Origin of the sequence: Pseudomonas machongensis, assembly GCF_034961125.1 — a bacterium.
GTDB classification, from domain to species: Bacteria; Pseudomonadota; Gammaproteobacteria; order Pseudomonadales; family Pseudomonadaceae; genus Aquipseudomonas; species Aquipseudomonas machongensis.
This window is the reverse complement of sequence record NZ_JAYFUI010000197.1, coordinates 168,405-189,432: the sequence shown is the minus strand read 5'-3', so window position 1 is coordinate 189,432 and position 21,028 is coordinate 168,405. Positions and strand designations below refer to the sequence as shown.

The window sequence follows — 21,028 nt, the reverse complement described above, 5'->3', positions numbered from 1 at the left end:
TCACGGCCACGCTTTGGTCGTCAATTCTTGTTACGAAATGAGCAAATGGGCGGGCTGAAAATCCTCAGTCAGCCTTGAACGTCGCACTTTTTTACATTCAGGGGCTCTATGCATGGCCAGGCTGCGCCGATTCCCGGCCCGGCCGCTGACCCTGGACCCCGGTGCAAATGCCTGTTCCTGCCTTTCGCCGCCATGCCCGCCTGTCATTGGTGGGTGTCTTGATCGCCCTGTGCGGGTGCACCGGGCAGCAGGGGCATGACGTATTCACCCAGTTGGGTAACGGGCATCCTGGCGAGCTGTTCCAGACCAGTGTCGACCGCATGGCGACCTTGTCCATGCGCGACAACCTGCAGAGCCTGTATCTGCTGATGAACAAGCTCTACCTGCGCAACCCCAGTCAGTGGAAGCAGTCCGGATACCTGGATGCCGCCACCGCTGAGCGCCAGATCCGCCAGGCCATCGAGCAGCGCCAGTCGTTGCCGCAACTGGGCGAGCGCCGTGACCTGGCGGCGCTGAGCTATGCCTTGAGCCCGGAGTTTCGCGGTGATCGGGTCGGTGCGTTCATCTATGCGATCGGCAGCATGTTGATTACCGCCCACGGTGGGCGCACCGAGTTCTACATGACCGACGCCATCGACCCACTGTTCGTCAATAACGCCGCGCGCAACATCGAAAAGGCCACCTGGATGCTCGGTCAGCGCCAGGATGCCAATGGTGTGTTGCTGCTGTTTTCCAACGAGATCTCGGAAGAGGGCAGCAACCTGAGTTTTGCCGTCGAGTTCGGCAAGATCGTCGCACGCCTCGACCTGCTGGCGCAGATGCTCGATGAGCGCTACCGACGGATCGGCCTCAACTATGCGCAGAGCCTGCTGCTGATGAATTTCCTGCCCGTACAGTGATCATCGCCCCGGGCCTCAGAGCAAGGCTTCGATGGCGCGGCGATAGCGCTGGCCTGCCAGGCTCATGCTGTTGTTGTGGCTTGCCCCCGGCACCAGCAGCAAGGTCTTGGGCTGCTGCGCGGCCTCGAACAGCGCCTGGCTGAAGCGTGGCGGCACATAACGGTCGTCCAGGCCGTGCACCAGCAGCAGAGGTAAATCGATATCGGCGATCTTGCCCAGCGAGTCGAACTTCTGCGACAGCAGCCAGCGTACCGGCAGTGCGGTATCGGCCACCGATGCCGCCACGTCGCCAAGGGAGGTGAAGGTGGATTCGAGAATCAGGCCGCGCGCAGGGACGGGCTGGCCTTGCTGGCGTGCCTGGCGTGCGAGCTCCGACGCAAGCTCGACAGCGACCGCACCGCCCAGCGAATGGCCGAAGATCAGGCGCTTGCTTGGCACCGGCTGCAACTGGGCGAAGCGCTCCCAGGCAATTCGAGCGTCCTCGTATACCGTGGCCTCGGACGGCAGGTCGCCTTGGCTCTGGCCAAACCCGCGGTAGTCGACGGCCAGCACCGAATAGCCCATGGCGTGCAGCTGCTCGATGCGGAACAACTGGCCGGTGAGGTTCCAGCGTACGCCGTGCAGGTAAAGTATCGCCGGCGCATCGGCGCGTTTGGCCGGCCACCACCAGGCGTGCAGGCTCTGGCCGTCGGTGAAGTTGCGCGGGCGCAGGTCCAGCTCCTGTACGCCGGCCGGCAGGCCCCTGAACCAACTGGCCTGGCCCGGCTCGATACGAAACACCAGTTCGCGCTCCTTGTGCTGCAAGACCGCGCAACCCGCGGGCAGGCCCACCACCAGCAAGGCCATGGCCAGCCAGGTGAGCCAGCGGCGTTTGAAGTGAGTGAGCAGGGTGTCGGTCATCGGTTTCATCAGGCGTGCTGGAAATCGTCGTTTTTAACAGAAGCCATGGCCTCGCTGCAGGCAATTTTTCCCGAGCGGTGCTGACACATGTTTGCAAGCTGTTTCCCCGGCGCCCTCGAGGGGATCTGCACGCTTGCCGCAGCGGGCGCCGAGGGGTAGGTTTCCCTGACCCTGTCGATGGAAGACTTACCTTGGACTCGATTACCCAAGCCGTACTTGGCGCCGCCCTGCAAGGTACCGTGCTCGGCCGCATCCAGGGCCGCCGTTCGCTGTTGTACGGTGCCGCGCTGGCCACCTTGCCTGATCTCGATGTGGTGATCCGGTATGCGGACCCTGTTTCGCAGATGACCTTTCACCGCGGTTTTTCCCACTCGATCTTCGTCCTTACCGGCCTGGCGCTGCTGCTGGCGTGGCTGGTGGCCTGGGTAGGGCAGAGGCGCCGGCCCGACAGAGGCTACCGTTGGCCCCGACTGTTCGTGGCGTTCTGGCTGGTGCTGGTCACCCATCCCCTGTTGGACGCCTTCACGGTCTATGGCACGCAATTGTTCTGGCCGCTGCCGTTCACTCCCGAAAGCTGGGCGGCAGTGTTCATCATCGACCCGATCTACACTGTGCCGCTGCTGGTCGCTGTGATCTACGCCGCATGGCGGGGGATGCGTGGCAGGGCGATACCCCTGATGGCGGCGGCTTTGCTGTTCAGCACGGCGTATCTGGGCTTCGGGCTGGCCGGACGCATGGCGGTCGAGCAGCGTTTCCATGAGGCCCTGGGCCGCCAGGGCGTTGCCGTCGATCATGTGCGGGCAGTGCCCATGGCCTTCAACAGCCTGGTCTGGCGGGTGCTGGCCAAGACGGCGGATGGTCATTACTACGAGGGCGTGAGCAGCGTTTTCGACCGCGAACCACCCGAGATGCAGCGCCTGTCGCTGAACCTGGACGCCGCCAAGGTGCTCGAGGGCGTCGCGCTGCACGAGCGGCTGCGCTGGTTCACCGATGGTTGGCTGCGTTATGACGTGGTCGGCGATGTGCTGGTGGTGACCGACCTGCGCATGGGCATTCCCGGTAACTACACCTTCCGTTTCCGCATGGCGCATCGCGACAGCCAAGGCCAGTGGGTGGTCGATACCCCAGCCAACTGGAGTGACGGTGCCGCGATGTTCAACGGCCATGACCTGGGGCTGATCTGGCGTCGGATCCTCCAACAGCAACCTCCGCTGCCCCTGGCGGCTTGGACCACACGCTACCTGAACCCCTCGCCGCAATCCGGGGTGGCGCCCTGAACGGCCGCTCGGCCGGGCTCGACCTGGTCAAGTGGACGGCGATCCTGAGCATGGTCGCCGATCATTTGCGCTACCTGTGGCCCAGTGCCGACGGGTTGTTCGTGGTCGGGCGCCTGGCGTTTCCACTGTTCTGCCTGGTGATCGCCTGTCATGTCTCACGCGCCCAGCCAGGCGCGCTGTACACGGCAGCCAACGCGCGCTACCTGAGCTGGATGCTGGTCTTCTCGGTACTTGCCGAGGGCCCGTACCGTTGGTTGGACAATGGCTCGCACACGCTCAACGTCATGCCCACCCTGACCCTTGGCCTGCTGGTCGCCTGTGGGGTGAGGCATCCGCAGCCTGCTGCGCGCATCGTCGGGATCGGTAGTGCCGGGCTGGCGCTGGTTTTCAGTGATCGACTGATGTATGGCCTGCCGGGGGTATTGCTGCCGACGGCCTGCCTGATGCTGTGGTCGCGAGGTCGGCCCGGCTGGCTGGTGCCCTGTCTGCTGGCAATGGGCGCCAACCTGACCAACAGTTGGTTATGGGCACATCCCTGGCAGCCCTTTTCCCTGCTGGTGCTGGCCACCGCGGCAATGGCGCTGCCATTGGGTTTGCGCATGCTGGCGTACCAGGGCGCCTCAATCGTGCCTGTGGGACGCTGGGCCTACGGGTTCTATCCTTTGCACCTGATGGCGATCAAGGCCTTGCAATACCTCGATCTGCCCCCATCCTAGGCAGCCTCGGATATCCAGGAACAGCTTCATGGAACCCAACCGCTTCGGCGACATCGCCGCCTTCGTCAGTGCCGTGAAGGTCGGCAGCTTCACCGCAGCCGCCGCGAGCCTGGGCCTGACCCGCTCGGCGGTGGGCAAGAGCATCGCGCGCCTCGAATCGCGCATGGCCGTGCGCCTGCTCAACCGTACCACGCGCAAACTGAGCCTGACCGATGAAGGCCAGGTCGCGTTCGAGCGTTGGCGGCAGATCCTCGAAGACCTGGACGAAGTCGAGACCACGATGGCCCAGCGCCGTGGACGACCGACCGGCACTCTGCGCCTGACTGCGCCGCTGTCGTTCGGCCAGCGTCATGTGCTGCCGATCCTGGATGTCTACCTCAAGCAATGGCCGGAACTGCGCGCCGATATCCGCTTCACCGACCGTTTCGTCGATTTGGTGGAGGAGGGGGTGGACGTTGCCGTGCGCATCGGTGCGCCCAAGGAGGACTCGCAACTGCTGACACGCACCGTGGCGTGGCAGCAGTTCGTCACCTGCGCTGCACCCGAGTACTTGCAGCGTCATGGGGTGCCCCAGGTACCGGCAGACCTGTATGGGCACGACAAGATCGCTTTTCTGGCGGGCGAGAAGGCCAGCCCCTGGCGCTTCCACACCGATGAAGGGCTGCACCTGTGCGAAGAGCCCGGGCGCTTGAACATCGACAGCTCCGAGGCCATGCTCGATGGCGCCCGCGCCGGGTTCGGGCTGATTCACCTGCCCACCTACATCACCGGCGACGACTTGCGCGCTGGAACGCTGGTCGAGGTGCTCGCGGATTACCGGCCGCCAGCGGACCCGATTCGTATCGTCTACCCCAGCAAGCGCCATTTGTCGCCACGGGTGCGAGGTTTCATCGACCTGCTGGTCGCGCGCTGGGAGCATGGAGTGCCCTGGGAACGCTGATTGGGGAATGCAGGGACCGTGTGTAGGGCCCGTTTTGCGGTTTATCGCCCAGGCGTGGCCCTGGACACTGTGCAGTCATATCCGTCACGACTTATGGAGACGCCATGACTGCGTTGTCTGTCCTGGACCTGGTCATGATTGGCGAGGGCAAGACCCTGGCCGATGCGATCGAGGAATCCCGTCAACTGGCGCGCCATGTCGAGCAGCACGGCTACGCTCGATACTGGATCGCCGAACACCATGACATGCCCGGCATCGGCTCTGCCGCCACAGCGCTGGTAATCAACGAAATCGCCAATGCCACGCGGCTTATTCGCGTGGGTGCCGGTGGCATCATGCTGCCCAATCATGCTCCGCTGGTGGTCGCCGAGCAGTTCGGCACGCTCGATGCCCTGCACCCGGGGCGCATCGACCTGGGGTTGGGGCGTGCCCCCGGCAGCTCTGGCCCGACCGTTCGTGCTCTGCGCGGCGTCGCGCCCGAACGTGACTTTGCCCAGGACATCGCCGAGTTGCGCGACTACCTGGCCGACAACGGGCAGCGATCGGTGCGTGGGGTACCGGGCAAGCACGAGGTGCCGGTGTGGATATTGGGCTCCAGCCTGTTCGGCGCCGACCTTGCGGCCCGACTCGGCTTGCCTTATGCCTTTGCCTCCCATTTCGCCCCGCGCTACCTGCTGCAGGCCATCGCCCATTACCGCGCGAACTTCCAACCCTCGGCGCAACTGGCCAAGCCCTACGTCATGGTGGGCATGAATCTGTTCGCAGCAGCCAGCGATGCCGAAGCCGATTATCTGGCCAGCTCGCACCGCAAATGGATGCTCGATCTGCATGTCGGACGTCACGGCCTGCTGCCCCTGCCGCAGGAAGGTTATGTCGAGGGCTTGCCGGGCCATGAACGTGCGGTGCTGGAACAGGTGATGGCCTGTACCGTGGCCGGTGGGCCGCATCGGGTGAGGGATGGGTTGCGCACACTGATCGAACAGACTGGCGCCGATGAGTTGATGATCGATTGCCGGATCCATGACCCCTTGGCGCGCTTGCGCTCCCACGCATATGCGGCCCAGGCCCTTGCCGATCTGGCCTGACTCGACCTGAGCGGCAGGCGCCAAGGCGCGGCCGCGGGCCACGGCCTGCCTTCAGTGCGCGTTTGTCCAGCCTCCCCCTAACGCGGCATAGAGGTTCACCTCTGCCAGCAATTGCGCCAGCCGGTCGTTGATCAAGCCCTGCTGGGCACTGAACAGCGAGCGCTGGGCGTCGAGAAAGGTCAGGCTGCTGTCCACGCCAATGCGGTAGCGGTTGCGGGCCAGGTCGTAGTAGCGCTGGGTGGAGGCCACTAGGTCGCGCTGGGCCACCAGTTGCCGCTGATAAGTGGCGCGCGCCGCCAGGCCGTCAGACACCTCCTGGAACGCACCCTGAATCGATTTCTCGTAGCGGGCCACCTCGATTTCCTTTTGCAGGCGCGCATAGTCCAGGCTGGCCCTCAGGCTGCCGGCAGTGAACAGCGGCAGGTTGATCTGCGGCTGGAACAACCAGCTACCGCTGCCGCCGTCGAACAGCCCGGACAATTCGCGACTGCTGCTGCCTGCGTTGGCAGTCAGGCTGATGCTGGGAAAGAACGCTGCCCGTGCGGCACCGATGTCGGCATTGGCCGCACGCAGCTGGTATTCGGCTTCCAGGATGTCCGGGCGACGTTGCAGCAGTGCCGAGGGCAGGCCGGGCGGCAAGCCGACGATCTGCTGCGAGGCCAGCGGCAGGCTGGGCGCACGCTCATCGAGGGGCGCGCCGACCAGCAGGGTCAGCTGGTTGATATCCTGGGCAACCTGGCGCTGGTAGCGGGCTACTGCGGCACGGGCGGTGTCGACGCTGGTCTGCGCCTGGATCTGCTGCAATGCCGACGCAGTGCCGGCGCGACGCTGACCCTGGGTCAGGCGCAGGCTTTCCTGGTCGGCGATCAGGGTCTGGCGTGACAGTTCGAGCAGCTCCAGGTCAGCTCGCCAGGTCATGTAGCTGCTCGCCACGCTGGCCACCAACCCCAACTGCACACTGCGCCGGGCCTGTTCGCTGGCGAGATAGGTCAGCAAGGCCTTGTCACTCAGGCTGCGCAGGCGGCCGAACAGGTCAAGCTCATAGGCGCTCACCCCGAGCTTGGCGGCGTAGGTCTGGGTGATGGCTCCGTCGCCGGTCCCGGTCATGCGCCGCGGCAGGTACTGGCGCTGGCCCTTGGCGTCGGCGGAGACCTTGGGCAGCAACTCCGAGCGCTGGATACGAAACTGCGCACGATAGGCTTCGACGTTGAGCGCTGCTACGCGCAGATCGCGGTTGTTGAGCAGTGCGTTGTCGATCAGTTGGCGCAGCAACGGATCCTGGAACACCTGGTGCCAGTCGTCGTGCTGGCGGCTGGGAGCCATGGCATCCTGGCTGGCTTCTCCCGGGAATCGAGGTGCGACAGGCAGGGCGGGGCGTTGATAGTCGGGGGCCAGGGTGCAGCCGGTCAGCAACACCGCCAACACGGCAGCAGGGTATCTGGGCATCGCGGATTCTCTGGAGTCAGGCACCGGCCATCCATCTGGCCAGGCCGTGGCGGCCACTGACGCCAAGCTTGGCGGTGGCGCGTGTGAGGTAGGTTTCCACCGAACTGTTCTTCACGTTCAGGCGTTGGGCCATTTCCGGTACGGTGCCACCGGTGAGCAGCCCCAGGCAGACTTCCTGCTCACGGCTCGACAGTTGCACGGCTTCCTGGGCCAGGCGCTCGTCGAAGCCGTGGCGCAAGGTGTCGGGCGTCGCCGAACCTTCACCCTGCACGTGCACCTGATGCTGCGCATGGTGTTCAAGCAGAGGCAGCAGGGTGTCGGAGAGGCGTTTGAGCAGCGACAGTTCGCCGAGGGAAAAGGCCATCTGGCTGGGCAGGCGATGGAAGCAGATGACCCAACGGCGGTCGCCATTGCACGACACCAGGTTGCACTGGTGAGCACTGGATTGCGGGTTGCCGGTGGCATGAGGCGCCTTTACCTGAATGAGCAGGGGATCCTTCATCTGCAGGATGTTCTGCAACAGTGGGTGATTGGGCTGATCAGGCGGAGGAAACTCCTGGGCCAGCCCCGCGCCGCCCAGCACCTTGACCCGAGTGACGCCGGTCTGTCGGGCATCCAGGGTCCACTCGCTCAGGTCGAGCCGGTGCACTGGCACCAGGCTGTCGACCAACTGGAGCATGCGCTCGGCAAAATGATCCTCGCCGGTGCTGGCGATCAGCTCTCCCAGTTGCAGGTAGAGGCGCGCGTCGTGGTGATGTTCGAGGCTGCGGGTCAGCTTCATGTCCTGTTCATCCTTGAATCGGGTACTGCGCAGGCGGGGTGGCGAATGGCCTCACGCCTTGGCCGGTCGAGGGTGGCGCTATTCAAGCCTGGGCCTGGCGCCTGCGTCTGTAGTGGAAACCGGGGACAGAAAATGGCATCGAATCGGACAAAGTGGGGGGATGATTCGGACAGACTAAATGCAAATGTTTCGGCAGTAGTCGACAAATTGACGTCATAAAGCCGCTGTTGCCATCACGTTTGCCACGGTTGGCCCTGCGGGTAGGCTATCGAAGGGGTTGATATGTAGCTGATTTCCTACAGAAAAATCAGCGACCGAGGATGCGCGGGCGACTGTCCGGGTTTCCGGGGCCATACAGGGTAGGGAAGCGATGCTTGAATCCGCGGACGATCAACGGAGAAGGACCCTCCCAGCCCATGCCTGCCGCCGATACCTACCCCCTGACCAGCGCTCAACGGGACATCTGGCTCGACCAGTTGAGCAACGGCGATTCTCCGCTCTATACCATCGGCGGCTATGTCGAACTCACGGGCGACCTGCGGCCGGACACCCTGCGCCAAGCATTGCAGCAACTGGTGGCGGCCAACCCGGTGTTGCGCACCGAGCTGTTGCCAGGTGCCGGGGCCGACGGCCTCCCTGTGCAGCGCTTCGCCGAGCATGCCACCCTGGCGTTGCCCCTGCTGGACCTGTCGGCTGAAGCTGACCCGGCAGCGGCGGCCACGGCATTGATTCAGGCGCAAATGGGCCAGGGTTATCGCTTCGACGGCACGGCACTGCTGCGTTTTGCCCTGATTCGCCTGGGGCCGGAGCACCATTGGCTGGCAACCCAGGCCCATCACCTGATTCTCGACGGCTGGGGCTTCGGCCAGATGCTCAAGGCACTGGGCGAGCATTACACCGCGCTGCTCGAAGGCGGCGAGGCGCCACGGGCTCAGGCCGGTTATGCCGACTTCATCGACGAAGACCGCCAGTACCAGGGCTCGATTCGCCAGGCCCGTGATCGCGCATACTGGCTCAAGCGCTTCGCCAGCGTGCCGGAGCCGCTGCTGGCAGCGCGTCACCCTTACCGTCGAGCCACCGATGAAGCACCTTCGCGCACCTGGGTTCAGACGTTCCCCGATGCGCTGCACGAGCGCATGAAGCGCCTGGCCGAGGCTCACCAGGCCTCGGCGTTCCATGTACTGCTGGCTGCACTGCATGTGCTGTTCTCTCGCACCGCACAACGCGAGGATTGGGTGGTGGGCCTGCCGCTGCTCAATCGTGGCGGCGCACGTTTCAAGGCTACGCTGGGGACCTTCGTGCAGGTCAGCGCGGTGCCCTTGGCGTTCTCTCCGGCACTGGGTTTCGCCGAACTGGTGGTCGCGATACGCGACACCCTGCGCCGCGATTTTCGCCATCAGCGGCTGGCCGTGAGCGAGCTGAACCGAGCACTGGGCCTGTTGCGCGAAGAGCGCGGGCAACTGTTCGAGGTGTCGGTCTCCTACGAGCAGGACGATCACGACTACCGTTACGGCGCCGCCAGCGCCCACACGGTGAAGGTCTCCAACAGCCACGAATCCACGCCCTTGGCCATCCATCTGCGCAGCAACCGCCATAACGACAAGGCCTGGTTGCACCTGGTGCATCACCGCGCCTGGCTGGCGAGCGACGAGGCCGAGGCGTTGGCACAGCGGCTGCTGCACGTGCTGGATCAAGGCTTGGCGACACCCGCGTTGGCGGTTGCCGATTTCGATCTGCCGACACCTGCCGAGCATCGGCAGATGCAGGCATGGAACGCGACGGGGCGTGCAGTTGGCGAGCCGCTCGTGCATCGCCGAATCGAGGCACACGCGGCGCTGATGCCCGAGGCCATTGCCGCCGTGCACGAAGAGCGCAGCCTGAGTTACGGCGAGCTGAATCAGCGCGCGAATGCACTGGCCCTGCGTCTGATCGAGCGAGGTGTGAGGCCCGAGCAGCGCGTTGCGGTGGTTGCCCGCCGTGGCCTGGATACCCTCGTGGGCCTGCTGGCGGTGCTCAAGGCGGGTGCGGCCTACGTACCGATCGACCCGGCGTATCCGCGTGAGCGCATCGCCTACCTGCTCGAAGACAGCGCGCCAGTGGCACTGCTGACGCAGCAGGATCTGCTGGCGCGTCTGCCACGCCATGTGCTGCCCTTGATCGAGCTCGACGCCTGCCCGGTAGCCACGACCACCGTGGACAATCCTTACGTGGCGGGGCTTGTGGCCGAGAGCCTGGTCTATGTGATCTACACCTCAGGCTCTACCGGCCAACCCAAGGGGGTGATGGTCGAACACCGCATGCTGGCCAACCTGGTCGACTGGCATTGCGAGGCTTTTGACCTGGGCATCGGCGGACACACGTCGAGCCTCGCTGGTTTTGGTTTCGATGCCATGGCTTGGGAGGTCTGGCCAGCCTTGTGCGCGGGTGCGACGCTGCACCTGGCGCCTACCAGCGAAGGTGGCGAGGATATCGACAAGCTGCTGCGCTGGTGGCGGGCCCAGCCACTGCGGGTCAGTTTCCTGCCAACCCCGGTGGCCGAACATGCTTTCACCCAGCATGATCATCCGACCCTGCGCACCCTGCTGGTGGGGGGCGACCGGCTGCGCAGCCTGTCGCGTGAGCGGGCCTATGCGGTCATCAACAACTACGGCCCTACCGAAGCCACAGTGGTCGCCAGCTCCGGGCGGGTGATGGCGGGTGGCGCGCTGCATATCGGCACGCCTGTGGCCAATACACGGTTGTATGTGCTCGATGCGCAGCTCAAGCCATTGCCGGTCGGCGTACCGGGTGAGCTCTACGTAGCAGGCCTGGGGGTCGCTCGCGGCTACCTGAATCGCCCGCAGATGACTGCCGAGCGTTTCCTGGACGACCCGTTCAGTGACGAAGCCGGCGCACGGATGTACCGCACCGGCGACCGGGTGCGCTGGCTTGCCGACGGCACCCTTGAATACCTGGGGCGCAACGACGATCAGGTGAAGATCCGCGGTGTGCGTGTAGAACTCGGCGAACTCGAGGCTGCGCTGGCCAGCCACGGACAGGTGCGTGAAGCAGTGGTACTGCTGCGCGATGGCCAACTGCAGGCCTGGTTCATCGGAGATGCGGTCACCCCCGGCGACCTGCATGAGCACCTGCGCGGCCTTCTGCCTGCGGCCCTGCTGCCGGTCGGCTACCAGCGCGTCGACCACTGGCCGCTGACCGCCAATGGCAAGCTCGACCGCCGCGCCTTGCCGACGCTGGATGAAACCGCGTCGGTACGCCGCGCCCATGAAGCACCTCGCGGCGACGTGGAGGTTCGCCTGGCGGCACTCTGGAGCGAGCTGCTGGGAGTACAGCGCATTGGTCGTCACGATCACTTCTTCGAGTTGGGCGGCCATTCGTTGCTGGCAGTGCAACTGGTCGAGCGCATGCGCCAGCAAGGCCTGCAGGCTGACGTGCAGGTCCTGTTCGGCCAGCCGACCCTGGCAAGCCTTGCCGCGGCCAGCCAGCGTTCCCTCGCTCAGGTGGAAGACAACCGTGTGCCTGCTGATTGCAGCCACATCACGCCGGAGCTGCTCAGCCTGGCGTCGCTGACCCAGGGCGAGATCGACGCGATCGTCGCGGGGATACCGGGTGGCGCGGGCAATGTGCAGGAAATCTACCCTTTGGCGCCTTTGCAGCAGGGGCTCCTTTATCACCACCTGCGCGACAGCCATGATCCTTATCAGCAACAGGCGCTGTTCGCCTTTACCGACCAGACGGCATTCGAGGCATTCGCCCACGCGTTGCAACAGGTCGTCGAGCGTCACGACATCCTGCGCACCAGCCTGGCCTGGGAAGAGCTCGAACAACCGCAGCAGGTGGTCTGGCGTCAGGCGCCATTGCCCGTGGAGGTATTGCGGGCCGGGCCGGACGATACGGCGCAGGCGTTGGCTGCGCATTACTCTGCGGCGCAACGCCCGCTGGACCTGCGTCGTGCGCCGATGATGGCGCTGGCGGGTGCCGAAGACCGTGAGCACGGTCGTTGGTTGGGGCTGTTGCGTTTCCACCATCTGGTCAACGATGCCGTGTCGGTGCAGGTGTTGCTCGGTGAGCTGCGGGCCCTGATGAGCGATGAGGGTCATACGCTGCCGGCGCCTGTGCCTTATCGCAACTATGTCGCGCTCAGCGGCGCCGAGGCGCGGCAGCAAGGGCACGAGGCGTTCCTGCGGGCATTGCTGGCAGGTGTCGAGGCACCGCCGACGTTGCCGGGCATGGTCGAGGATCAGGTGCAGGTGGGCGCGCTGGAGAGCCTTGCGCATGAGGTTCCGCTCGTGCTCACCGAGGCCTTGCGCCGCCTGGCCCGGCAGCAGGATGTCGGCCTGGCCAGCCTGTTCCACCTGGCTTGGGCGCAGGTGCTGGGGGCATTGGGCGGTCGTGACGAGGTGGTGTTCGGCAGCGTGTTGCTGGGGCGGATGATGGCGGGCGAGGGGGCCGATCGGGCGTTGGGCATGTTCATCAACAGCTTGCCCCTGCGGGTGAGCCTGGCGGGCCGCAGCGTGGCGCAGGCACTGGCCGACACCCATGCCGGGCTTGCCGCGCTGTTGGGCCACGAAGATGCACCCTTGCTGCTGGCTCAGCGTTGCAGCGGGCTGCCAGCGGGTGTGCCGCTGTTCAACAGCCTGATCAATTTCCGCCATGGGCTGGTGGCAGGGCAATCGACATTGCCAGGTGCCCGCTTGCTGGAAGCCAGCGAAGTACACAGCCATGCGCTGGTGCTGTCGGTGGATGATCAGGACGAGGCCTTGCACCTGAACGTTCGCGCGCCGCGAGCGTTGGGTGCAGCGCGTGTGCTGGCCTACCTCGAGCGTACCCTCGAGGGGCTGGTCGAGGCGCTGGAACAGGGCGGTTCGGCACCGATCGAGCAGTTGTGCAGTGTGCCTGAGAACGAGCTGCAACGGCTGCTGCACGAACTCAATGCCACCCAGGAGCCCCACGAGTTGATGCGCCAGACCCTGCCGGCGCTGTTCCAGGCCCAGGTGCTGCGCACGCCGGATGCGGTGGCGCTGCAGACCGACGAGGCGGCGCTGAGCTACCGTGAACTCGACGAGCAGGCCAACCGTTTGGCCCATCACCTGGTGGCCTTGGGCGTACAGCCTGACACACGTGTCGGCGTCTGCATCGAGCGCGGCCTGTCGCTGCTGGTCGGGCTGCTGGGCGTGCTCAAGGCCGGCGGTGCCTACGTGCCGTTGGATCCTGGTTACCCGGATGAACGCCTGCGCTACATGGTCGAGGACAGTACACCGCTGGCAGTGTTGGTCCATGGGGCGACACGTGGCCTGTTCGATCCGTTGGCGGTGCCGCTGGTGGATCTCGACCAGGGCGGCTGGCAAGCGCAGTCTGCCGAGGCCCCTGAGGTGCCGGCGTTGACGCCTTCGAGCCTTGCCTACGTGATGTATACCTCCGGCTCGACCGGCATGCCCAAAGGCGTGATGATCGAGCACCGCGGGCTGGGCAACCTCATGCACTGGGGCTCGCGCATCTGCCCGCCGCGTCCGGGTGACACGCTGTTGCAGCGTGCGCCATTCAGCTTCGACGGTTCGGTCTGGGAGTTGTTCTGGCCGTTGTGCGCGGGTCTGCGCCTGGTGCTGGCTCGCCCCGACGGTCATCGCGATCCGGCTTACCTGGTGCAGCTGGTCCAGGCTCGCCAGGTGACCACGATCAAGTTCGTCCCAGCGTTGTTGCACCAGTTTCTCGAGCAGCCGGGCGTCGAACGCTGTACGAGCCTGACCGACATCTTCTGTGGCGGGGGTGAGTTGACCCTGGCGCTGGCTGCCAGCGTGCGCCGGCGCCTGCCGCAGGTGCGCTTGCACACTGTCTATGGGCCGACCGAGGCTACGGTCGACAGCACGGCCTGGACGCTCGAACCCGATCAGCCGCTGCCGCACACGCCACCGCCGATCGGCCGGGCGATCGCCAACACCCGGCTCTACGTGCTCGATGCCCATGACCGGCCGGTGCCGCTGGGCGTGGCGGGAGAGTTGCACATCGGCGGCGTCGGTGTGGCACGCGGCTACCTGGGGTTGCCGGTGCTGCAGGCCGAGCGCTTCATTGACAGCCCGTTCGTCGAGGGCGATCGGCTGTACCGCACCGGAGACCTGGTGCGCTGCCGCGAGGATGGCGAGCTGGAGTTCCTCGGGCGCAACGACTTCCAGGTCAAGCTGCGCGGTCTGCGCGTCGAGCTCGGTGAAATCGAGGCACTGCTGGGTGGGCATCCTGCGCTGGGCCAGAGCGTGGTCCTGGTGCGCGACGAGCGCCTGGTCGCCTATTTCACCTGCCGAGAGGGGCAACCCGCTCCGGCGCTGGATACGTTGCGTAGCCATCTGTTGGCGCGACTGCCGGAGTACATGGTGCCCTCGGCCTTCGTCGCCCTGGCCGAGATGCCGCTGAGCCCCAACGGCAAGATCGACCGCAAGGCACTGCCCGAGCCCGGTGCGGAGTCGGTGATCAGCCGCGCCTACGCGGCGCCACGCAACGCGCTGGAGCAGACCCTGGCGCAGATCTGGAGCGAAGTGCTGAAAGTCGAGCAGGTTGGGCGCGACGACAACTTCTTCGAACTGGGCGGGCATTCACTGCTGGCGGTGAATCTGGTGGCGCGCATGCGCCAGGCGGGGTTGCAAGCCGACGCACGCACCTTGTTCCGCCAGCCGACGCTGGCAGGCCTGGCGGCCAGTACCGGGTGGGAAAAGCCGCAGGTCGAGATCGCAGCCACTACCATCCCGGGGCTGAAGGCACGACGCAGGATCTGAGGCGGGCAGGGGCTGCGTCGCAGCCCCGGATTCACTGTGCCGGCGAATGACCACGCCACTGTGCTTGACCGCATGGCGCCAGGGCGCAAGGCTACCGGGGTCCGCATGGAGAAAAACGATGGACTTGTCGAGCCTGTTGCTGTTCATCCCCGCCTGCTTCGCCCTGAACATGGCCCCGGGGCCCAATAACCTGTTGTCTTTGCACAACGCCAGCCGCCACGGCTTGCGCACTGCCTGCCTGGCAGGAAGCGGGCGTATCCTCGCCTTCAGCGGCATGATCGCCTTGGCGGCGATGGGGCTGGCGGTGGTGCTGCATACCAGCGAATACCTGTTCTTGAGCATCAAGCTCGTGGGCGCGGCTTACCTGTTCTATATCGCCTGGCAGCTGTGGCGGGCGCCCGTGGCAGAGGCGCCCCATGCTGGCAGGCAGTCGCGCGGTATCTGGCGCCTGGCACGGCAGGAGTTCTGGGTGGCGGCGGGCAACCCGAAGGCGATTCTCATCTTCACAGCCTTCCTGCCGCAGTTCGTGTCGATCGGCAGTCCCACTCCCGTGGGCGAGCAGTTCCTTTGGCTGGGGTTGTGGTTCCTGTTGCTGGAATGGGTGGCGATCGCGATCTATGCGGCGCTGGGTGCCTACCTGCAGCGCTGGTTCAACCAGCCGCGGCCACGGCGGCTGTTCAATCGGATCAGCGCCTCGTTGCTGGGGTGTGCAGGGCTTGGCTTGCTGGCTGCACGGCGATAACCCCTCAGCTGGCCTTCTCGCAGGTATCGGCAGGCAACGGGGCTTGCTCGCGTAGCGCCGACGCCACGACGAACGCCAGGGCCACCAATGTCAGCACCGGCAGCATCGCCAGGCGCAAGCCATGATGCTCGCCGATGAAACCCAGCAAGGGCGGGCCGACCAGAAACGCCAGGTACCCCGCCGTCGCCGCCAGCCTTACCCGCTGATCGCTGTGTGCACCGCTTTCCCCGGCTGCCGAGATCGCCAGGGGGAAACCCAGCGATGCGCCAATGCCCCAGAGCATCACGGCGGCTGCGGCGATCCATGGCACCTCGCAGAACACCACCAGCGCCAGGCTGCCTGCACCCAGCAGTGCGCTGGCACGCAAGGTGAGCGCCCGGCCAAAGCGGCGCACCACCGGCGCTCCAGCGAATCGACCCAGGGTCATGCCCATGGTGAACACCAGGTAGATCAGCGTGCCGGTGGTTTCTGCGAATCCGTGGCCGTCGATCATCAGCAGCGGCAGCCAGTCATTGGCCGCACCCTCGGCAAGCGCCATGGCCAGCACCACGAAGCCGATCAGCAACAGGCGCCGGTCGCTGAGCAGGGCGCCCCAGGCAAACTCTGCTGCCTGCGTTGTCGGTTGGTTCGTTGCTCGTTCACTGGCCCGAGGGGCGTGGGGGGCGAGGGCCAGGGTCACGCCGGCCGAAAGCAGTGCCGCGACGACCAGGTGCAGGTCCAGGGGGACCTGCAGCGCAGTCATGCCCATGCCGGCCAGCGCGCCCACCAGGGTACCGAGGCTGAAGAATCCGTGCAGGGTGGTCATGATCGGCGCATCGATTTCCCGCTCCACGGCGGCACCTTCGATGTTCACTGCGATGTCCGCCCAGCCCATGCCGATGCCGTAGATGAACAGCCCGGCAAAGGCGCACCAGGCACTGGCCAACTCGCTGCTGCCGGCGAGCACCAGCATGCCGGCGGACAGGCCGAGCAGGCCGATGCGCATCATTCGGTGCGCACCGAAGCGGGTGATGAGGCGTCCGGCGCTGAGAATCCCGCACATCGCTCCGGCTGAAAATCCAAACAGGATCATCCCCATCTGTTCGGTGGAGGCCGACAGGCCGTCGCGCAGGGCTGGGGTGCGGGTGACCCAACTGGCGAGGGTCAGGCCAGGAAGCAGAAACAGCAGATACAAGGCGTAGCGGGCCAGGCGGTGGGTGGCAGGCATGGTACAGACTCGCTGGAATAATTTCGTACGGATGTACGAATAAATCGTACGGATGTCCGAAAAGGGCGTCAATCCCGTATTGAGTCGTGTGCGGGCTGAATGTTCAAACCTTTCCACAGGCAACCGGCGCCCGGCCGGTTGCCTTCAGGAGAACAGGTCGGCGCCGGTGGATGTAGAGATCGCGTCCAGCTTGGCTTGCAACTCGGCCACCCGGCGTTGGTGACGGGCGATGGCCGTGAGGTGTTCATCGATCTGCTGACGAATGGTTACCGGATCTTCGACTTTCCTCGACAGCCGTTCGATCCGCCTGGACAAGCCGACCTTCTTGTCGGCCTCCAGGCGAGCCGGCTCGTCCATCTGGGCGATGAGCGCCTGCAGATCGTCCAGACAATGGACGTTGCAGAACAATCCCGCGGCCTGACGGTAAACCACCGACTTCCGGGCTCTGTCCAGCAGTTCGAAGACATTGCTCAAGGTGCCGGGGCTTTTGCCGTCCCAGATCATCAGGCCGAAATCGGCTGCTTCGGCCATTTCGAGGTCCTTGGCGGTGTAGAACGCGCGGCCCTTGGCATTGGCGGGTGGGCAGACAGCCACGAGTGGCCACGCACCAAGGTTGTGGCGAGGCGTGTCACCGGTGCAGTACACCGTAACGGCGGCGTACTGGCGATTGGCGAAATACTGCTGCACGCATTGGTCCACGCCTGCGGCGTCACCGACCAGCACTTCATGGCCGCTGGCAACGATATTGTCGAGCCGCGCCTCGACCTGGGGGGCGAGACGCTTGAGCGTGATCGAGCCGGAGATGAAAACCTTCGGCATCAATGCCTCCGTGTAAGGGTGACGACTGCAATTGAGCGGATGCTAGCGTATCCGCGCAGGGCGGTACAGGCGGCTTCCAGCGAGGCGCCAGTGTCGAACAGGTCGTCGAGCAGCAGGATATTGCACGGGTGAAGTTTGTCGTGGGTGACAAAGCAACCTTGCAGCGCAGCGCAACGCTCCTCATAGGTCGCCAGGTCTTTCATTGCGACGGTGCTGCTGTGCTTGATCAGTGTCTGGTCGCAGTACTCGAGCTCCAGCAACTGGGCTACCCGTTCTGCCACCGCGTGCACGGGCTGGCGAGTACGCTGGCGGCTGGCGGGCATGGGCAGCACGACATCCACCGGGACATTCTGTATCGCCTGGGCGACAGATTCTGCGAGGAAGTCCACCAGGTCGTAGTCGTCGCGGTACTTGAGCTGGAATACAGCCTCGCCGATGGCGGTGCGGGTGGTGTCGAACTGCATGTAGCCTTGGGCGTTTTCGCCGACCGGCACGCTGTAGAGGACATGTTTGTCGAGGCTGATACCGTAATCCCAGGCGTCGTTGCCCGGCAGTTCGCGTATGTCCATGTGGGGCTTCCTTGTCGTTGATATGCCAGAGATGTTCGAACGGCTATCAATCAATCAGCCGCGGTGGCAATGTTGCGACGGGGAAGTCCCAATTTCGACTTCTCGCTTTCCGTTTCTTGCGTAGGAAAATTCCGAGCTGTCCGTGTGTCGCCCTCGTCAGTTACCTGTGACGGGCCCGGCTAGACTGCTCAGGATCATCCACCGATCCGGGAGCCTGCCATGCCCAGCAAGAACACTATCTGCCTGTGGTTCGACAGCGATGCCGAGGCGGCGGCGCAGTTCTACGCCGACACTTTCCCCGACAGCCGTGTGGTGGCCGTGCACAAGGCGCCGGGCGACTACCCCTCGGGCAAGGAGGGTGATGTGCTTACGGTGGAGTTTATCGTGATGGGCATCCCGTGCCTGGGCCTCAATGGTGGGGGCGCGTTCAAGCATTCCGAGGCGTTTTCGTTCCAGGTGGCCACTGACGACCAGGCCGAGACCGATCGCTACTGGCACGCGATCATCGATAACGGTGGCCAGGCCAGCGTGTGCGGCTGGTGCAAGGATAAATGGGGGTTGTCGTGGCAGATCAGCCCGCGGGTGCTGACCGACGCGGTCGGCGGTAGCGACCGCGCGGCAGCCAAGCGGGCGTTCGAGGCGATGATGAAGATGGACAAGATCGACATCGCCACGATCGAGCGCGCGATCAAGGGCTGACAGGCCTGGCCCGCCAGCCCGCGAGGGTCAGAAGCTGTACTTGGCCGTCAGCATCAGGTTGCGTGGATCGCCGAAGGTGTCGCCGCCGTAGTCCACCGACTTCGAAATGGACGAGTAGTACTTCCTGTCGAAGATGTTGTTGGCGTTGAGCTGCAGGTCCAGATGCTGGTTGACCTGGTAGCCGGCCAACAGGTCGGTGACTGCGTAGCTACCTTGTACCAACCGATAGTTGCCGCCATTGACCGGGATGTCGTTGTACATGCGGCTCTGCCAGGTGATGCCGCCGCCCACTCGCAGTTTTTCCAGCGGGCCCTGGAAGCGGTAGGTGGTGAACAGCTTGAACTGGTGTTCGGGCGTGTCGGACTTGAGCGGCTTGTTGACGCTCGCCGGGTTCTTCTCGTCCTTGATGGTGTGCACGCGGGCGTAGGTGTAGCCGGTGCCGATCTGCCAATGGTCGGTCAGTGCACCCTGCAGTTCGAAATCGATACCTTGGCTGCGTACTTCGCCCGAGGCTTCATAGCAGGTCATCTGCGGGCAGTTGGCCGCGCCGATCTGGACCTGGCGGTTTTCCTGGTCGATACGGAACACCGCAAGGCTGGCGTTCAGGGCACCGTCGAAGTATTCGCCTTTGATGCCGACTTCATAGTTCTTGCCGACGATCGGGATGATCGGCTTGCCGGAGACATCCTTGCCGCTCTGCGGAGTGAAGATGTCGGTGTAGCTCATATACACCGAGTGATGCTCGTCCAGGTCGTAGATCAGGCCGCCATAGCGGGTGACATTGCGGGTCACCTTGTAGTCGCCGTCGTTGTTGTCGCGCTGGTCGTAGTCGTACCAGTCCAGGCGCCCGCCGAGAATCAGCTTGAGCGGGTCTGCCAGGCTCAGGCGGGTGGTGGCGTAGACGCCTTCCTGGTTGATCAGGTAGCGACTGTTGCCAGTGTGCAGGAAGTTCGGCTTGCCGCTATCGAGCGGATAGTCGGTGTCATAGGGGCTGTATTCGCGCTCGTTCATGTCGTAGATGCGCTTGCTGGCACCCAGCACCAATTCATGGCTGCGGCCCAGCAGCTCGAAGGGGCCGCTGGCAAAGGCGTCGAGACCCAGTTGGTTCTCGTCGTGCGCGGACTGGTAGACCGTCCTGCTCAGGGTCTTGGCGGTGTTCCAGCGCGACAGGTAAGAGCCGCGGAACAGCGCGTTCTGCTCGCTGTAGTTGGCGTTGACCTGCAGCTTCCAGTCATTGGCCAGGTGGTGGCGCACTTCGGCGAAGAGAGTGTTGATCTCCTGGTCCTTGTCTTCCCAGTCGGTGCCGGGGTTGTACGAACGCGACACATCCAGATGATGGCCGCTGAGGTCGGTCGGGATGGCCCCCCAGAAGAAATTGGTCTTGTCCTTCTGGTGCGAAAAGCCCAGGGTCAAGGTGGTGTCGTCGCTCAGGTCGGCTTCGCTGATGGCATAGAACAGCCCATGGTTTTCTTCCTGACCATCACGGAATCCGTTGGCGTCGCGGTAGGAGGTCACTATCCGGCCGCGCAGGGTGCCGCTGTCGTTGAGCGGGCTGGAGGCGTCGAGCTCGCCGCGGTAGTTGTCCCAGCTACCGGCCGCGCCGGTGACGGTGACTTTCTGTTCGGCCAGTGGGCGCTTGCGCACCAGGTTGATGGCCGCTGATGGTGTACCGGCGCCTGTGACCAGGCCGGTGGAGCCGCGAACCACTTCGACGCGGTCGAACATCGCCAGGTTGGGTTGGGCGCCAACCACCCAACCGGTATACGCGCTTGGGATGCCGTCGTACATCAGGTTGTCGACGTCGAAGCCTCGGGCGGTGTAGCTCTGGCGGCCGGGGCCGCTGGACTGGTTGAGGAACAGCCCCGGGGTGTAGCGGGCCACGTCGTTGATGCTGGTCATGTTCTGGTCGTCCATGCGCTGACGGGTGATCACGGTGACCGCCTGCGGGGTCTCGCGCATGGTCAACGGCAGCTTGGTCGCGGTGTTCATGGCGCCGGTGGTGTAGGACGTGCTGCCTTCGGTGGTGCTGCCCAGCCGGTTGTCGCTGATCTCGGTGGCGCCCAGTTCCAGCGCTGCGGGTGGTTGCTGGTCGTCAGCCATGGCATGGGGCAGGGTGCTGAAACCGATGGCCAGGGTCAGCAGGTTGAGCGCGAAACGACGAGGCGGAGCAGCAGGGGGCATGCC

15 protein-coding genes are annotated in these 21,028 nt (G+C 64.8%); 8 read left to right on the top strand and 7 right to left on the bottom strand.

The genetic code is table 11. The features are described 5' to 3' along the window. Positions 1–167: 167 nt before the first annotated feature. Positions 168–899, top strand: a complete 732-nt coding sequence (locus VA602_RS26560) for a hypothetical protein (RefSeq protein WP_054890733.1) — start codon at positions 168–170, stop codon at positions 897–899. 15 nt (positions 900–914) lie between these two features. Here VA602_RS26560 and VA602_RS26555 read toward each other — a convergent pair whose 3' ends face one another. Continuing rightward, complete coding sequence (locus VA602_RS26555) at positions 915–1,799, bottom strand: alpha/beta hydrolase (RefSeq protein ID WP_323454794.1); 885 nt, start codon at positions 1,797–1,799, stop codon at positions 915–917. 191 nt (positions 1,800–1,990) lie between these two features. Between VA602_RS26555 and VA602_RS26550 the strand changes: the two genes are divergently transcribed. From VA602_RS26550 to VA602_RS26535, 4 genes are all read left to right on the top strand, one after another. Continuing rightward, on the top strand, positions 1,991–3,076 hold the full coding sequence (locus VA602_RS26550; protein ID WP_323454783.1) for a metal-dependent hydrolase: 1,086 nt from the start codon (positions 1,991–1,993) through the stop codon (positions 3,074–3,076). Beyond that, positions 3,025–3,792 carry a TraX family protein gene (locus VA602_RS26545; protein WP_323454782.1) on the top strand — a complete coding sequence of 256 codons (768 nt, stop codon included), beginning with the start codon at positions 3,025–3,027 and terminating at the stop codon, positions 3,790–3,792. The genes VA602_RS26550 and VA602_RS26545 overlap by 52 nt, the downstream gene beginning before the upstream one ends. 28 nt (positions 3,793–3,820) lie before the next feature. Then, on the top strand, positions 3,821–4,732 hold the full coding sequence (locus tag VA602_RS26540) for a LysR family transcriptional regulator (RefSeq protein ID WP_125929999.1): 912 nt from the start codon (positions 3,821–3,823) through the stop codon (positions 4,730–4,732). A 104-nt stretch (positions 4,733–4,836) separates the two neighbouring features. Next, on the top strand, positions 4,837–5,817 hold the full coding sequence (locus VA602_RS26535; protein WP_323454781.1) for an LLM class flavin-dependent oxidoreductase: 981 nt from the start codon (positions 4,837–4,839) through the stop codon (positions 5,815–5,817). 51 nt (positions 5,818–5,868) lie between these two features. Here the strand turns inward: VA602_RS26535 and VA602_RS26530 are convergent, their stop codons facing one another. Together VA602_RS26530 and VA602_RS26525 are read right to left on the bottom strand one after the other, a co-directional pair. Then, the gene (locus VA602_RS26530) at positions 5,869–7,263 is read right to left on the bottom strand and encodes an efflux transporter outer membrane subunit (protein WP_323454780.1); all 1,395 of its coding nucleotides are present in this window, start codon (positions 7,261–7,263) and stop codon (positions 5,869–5,871) included. Positions 7,264–7,279: 16 nt separating this feature from the next. Further along, positions 7,280–8,044: a helix-turn-helix transcriptional regulator gene (locus tag VA602_RS26525; protein WP_323454779.1), complete on the bottom strand. Its 765-nt coding sequence runs from the start codon at positions 8,042–8,044 to the stop codon at positions 7,280–7,282. 416 nt (positions 8,045–8,460) lie between these two features. On the opposite strand from VA602_RS26525, the gene VA602_RS26520 reads away from it, so the two are divergent. Next, positions 8,461–14,808, top strand: coding sequence for a non-ribosomal peptide synthetase (locus VA602_RS26520; RefSeq protein WP_323454778.1), 6,348 nt, complete (start codon positions 8,461–8,463; stop codon positions 14,806–14,808). A 118-nt stretch (positions 14,809–14,926) separates the two neighbouring features. Then, entirely contained in the window at positions 14,927–15,550 is a 624-nt protein-coding gene (locus VA602_RS26515; RefSeq protein WP_323454777.1) for a LysE family translocator, read from the top strand. A 4-nt stretch (positions 15,551–15,554) separates the two neighbouring features. Here the strand turns inward: VA602_RS26515 and VA602_RS26510 are convergent, their stop codons facing one another. From VA602_RS26510 to VA602_RS26500, 3 genes are all read right to left on the bottom strand, one after another. After that, complete coding sequence (locus VA602_RS26510; protein ID WP_323454776.1) at positions 15,555–16,757, bottom strand: MFS transporter; 1,203 nt, start codon at positions 16,755–16,757, stop codon at positions 15,555–15,557. Positions 16,758–16,901: 144 nt separating this feature from the next. Beyond that, a complete protein-coding gene (locus VA602_RS26505; RefSeq protein ID WP_323454775.1) occupies positions 16,902–17,576 on the bottom strand; it encodes a hypothetical protein in 675 nt (224 codons plus the stop codon). Beyond that, positions 17,576–18,145, bottom strand: coding sequence for a ComF family protein (locus VA602_RS26500; protein WP_323454774.1), 570 nt, complete (start codon positions 18,143–18,145; stop codon positions 17,576–17,578). Before VA602_RS26500 ends, VA602_RS26505 begins: the two co-directional genes overlap by 1 nt. Positions 18,146–18,364: 219 nt before the next feature. Between VA602_RS26500 and VA602_RS26495 the strand changes: the two genes are divergently transcribed. After that, a complete protein-coding gene (locus tag VA602_RS26495) occupies positions 18,365–18,844 on the top strand; it encodes a VOC family protein (RefSeq protein WP_153773738.1) in 480 nt (159 codons plus the stop codon). A gap of 27 nt (positions 18,845–18,871) precedes the next feature. Here the strand turns inward: VA602_RS26495 and VA602_RS26490 are convergent, their stop codons facing one another. Continuing rightward, a complete protein-coding gene (locus VA602_RS26490) occupies positions 18,872–21,025 on the bottom strand; it encodes a TonB-dependent siderophore receptor (protein WP_323454773.1) in 2,154 nt (717 codons plus the stop codon). Positions 21,026–21,028 lie beyond the last annotated feature (3 nt).

Coding starts and splice junctions, on each gene's coding strand:
- VA602_RS26560 (WP_054890733.1), top strand. CDS start 168: ATGCCTGTTCCTGCCTTTCGCCGCCATGCCCGCCTGTCATTGGTGGGT.
- VA602_RS26555 (WP_323454794.1), bottom strand. CDS start 1,799: ATGACCGACACCCTGCTCACTCACTTCAAACGCCGCTGGCTCACCTGG.
- VA602_RS26540 (WP_125929999.1), top strand. CDS start 3,821: ATGGAACCCAACCGCTTCGGCGACATCGCCGCCTTCGTCAGTGCCGTG.
- VA602_RS26535 (WP_323454781.1), top strand. CDS start 4,837: ATGACTGCGTTGTCTGTCCTGGACCTGGTCATGATTGGCGAGGGCAAG.
- VA602_RS26530 (WP_323454780.1), bottom strand. CDS start 7,263: ATGCCCAGATACCCTGCTGCCGTGTTGGCGGTGTTGCTGACCGGCTGC.
- VA602_RS26525 (WP_323454779.1), bottom strand. CDS start 8,044: ATGAAGCTGACCCGCAGCCTCGAACATCACCACGACGCGCGCCTCTAC.
- VA602_RS26520 (WP_323454778.1), top strand. CDS start 8,461: ATGCCTGCCGCCGATACCTACCCCCTGACCAGCGCTCAACGGGACATC.
- VA602_RS26515 (WP_323454777.1), top strand. CDS start 14,927: ATGGACTTGTCGAGCCTGTTGCTGTTCATCCCCGCCTGCTTCGCCCTG.
- VA602_RS26510 (WP_323454776.1), bottom strand. CDS start 16,757: ATGCCTGCCACCCACCGCCTGGCCCGCTACGCCTTGTATCTGCTGTTT.
- VA602_RS26505 (WP_323454775.1), bottom strand. CDS start 17,576: ATGCCGAAGGTTTTCATCTCCGGCTCGATCACGCTCAAGCGTCTCGCC.
- VA602_RS26500 (WP_323454774.1), bottom strand. CDS start 18,145: ATGGACATACGCGAACTGCCGGGCAACGACGCCTGGGATTACGGTATC.
- VA602_RS26495 (WP_153773738.1), top strand. CDS start 18,365: ATGCCCAGCAAGAACACTATCTGCCTGTGGTTCGACAGCGATGCCGAG.
- VA602_RS26490 (WP_323454773.1), bottom strand. CDS start 21,025: ATGCCCCCTGCTGCTCCGCCTCGTCGTTTCGCGCTCAACCTGCTGACC.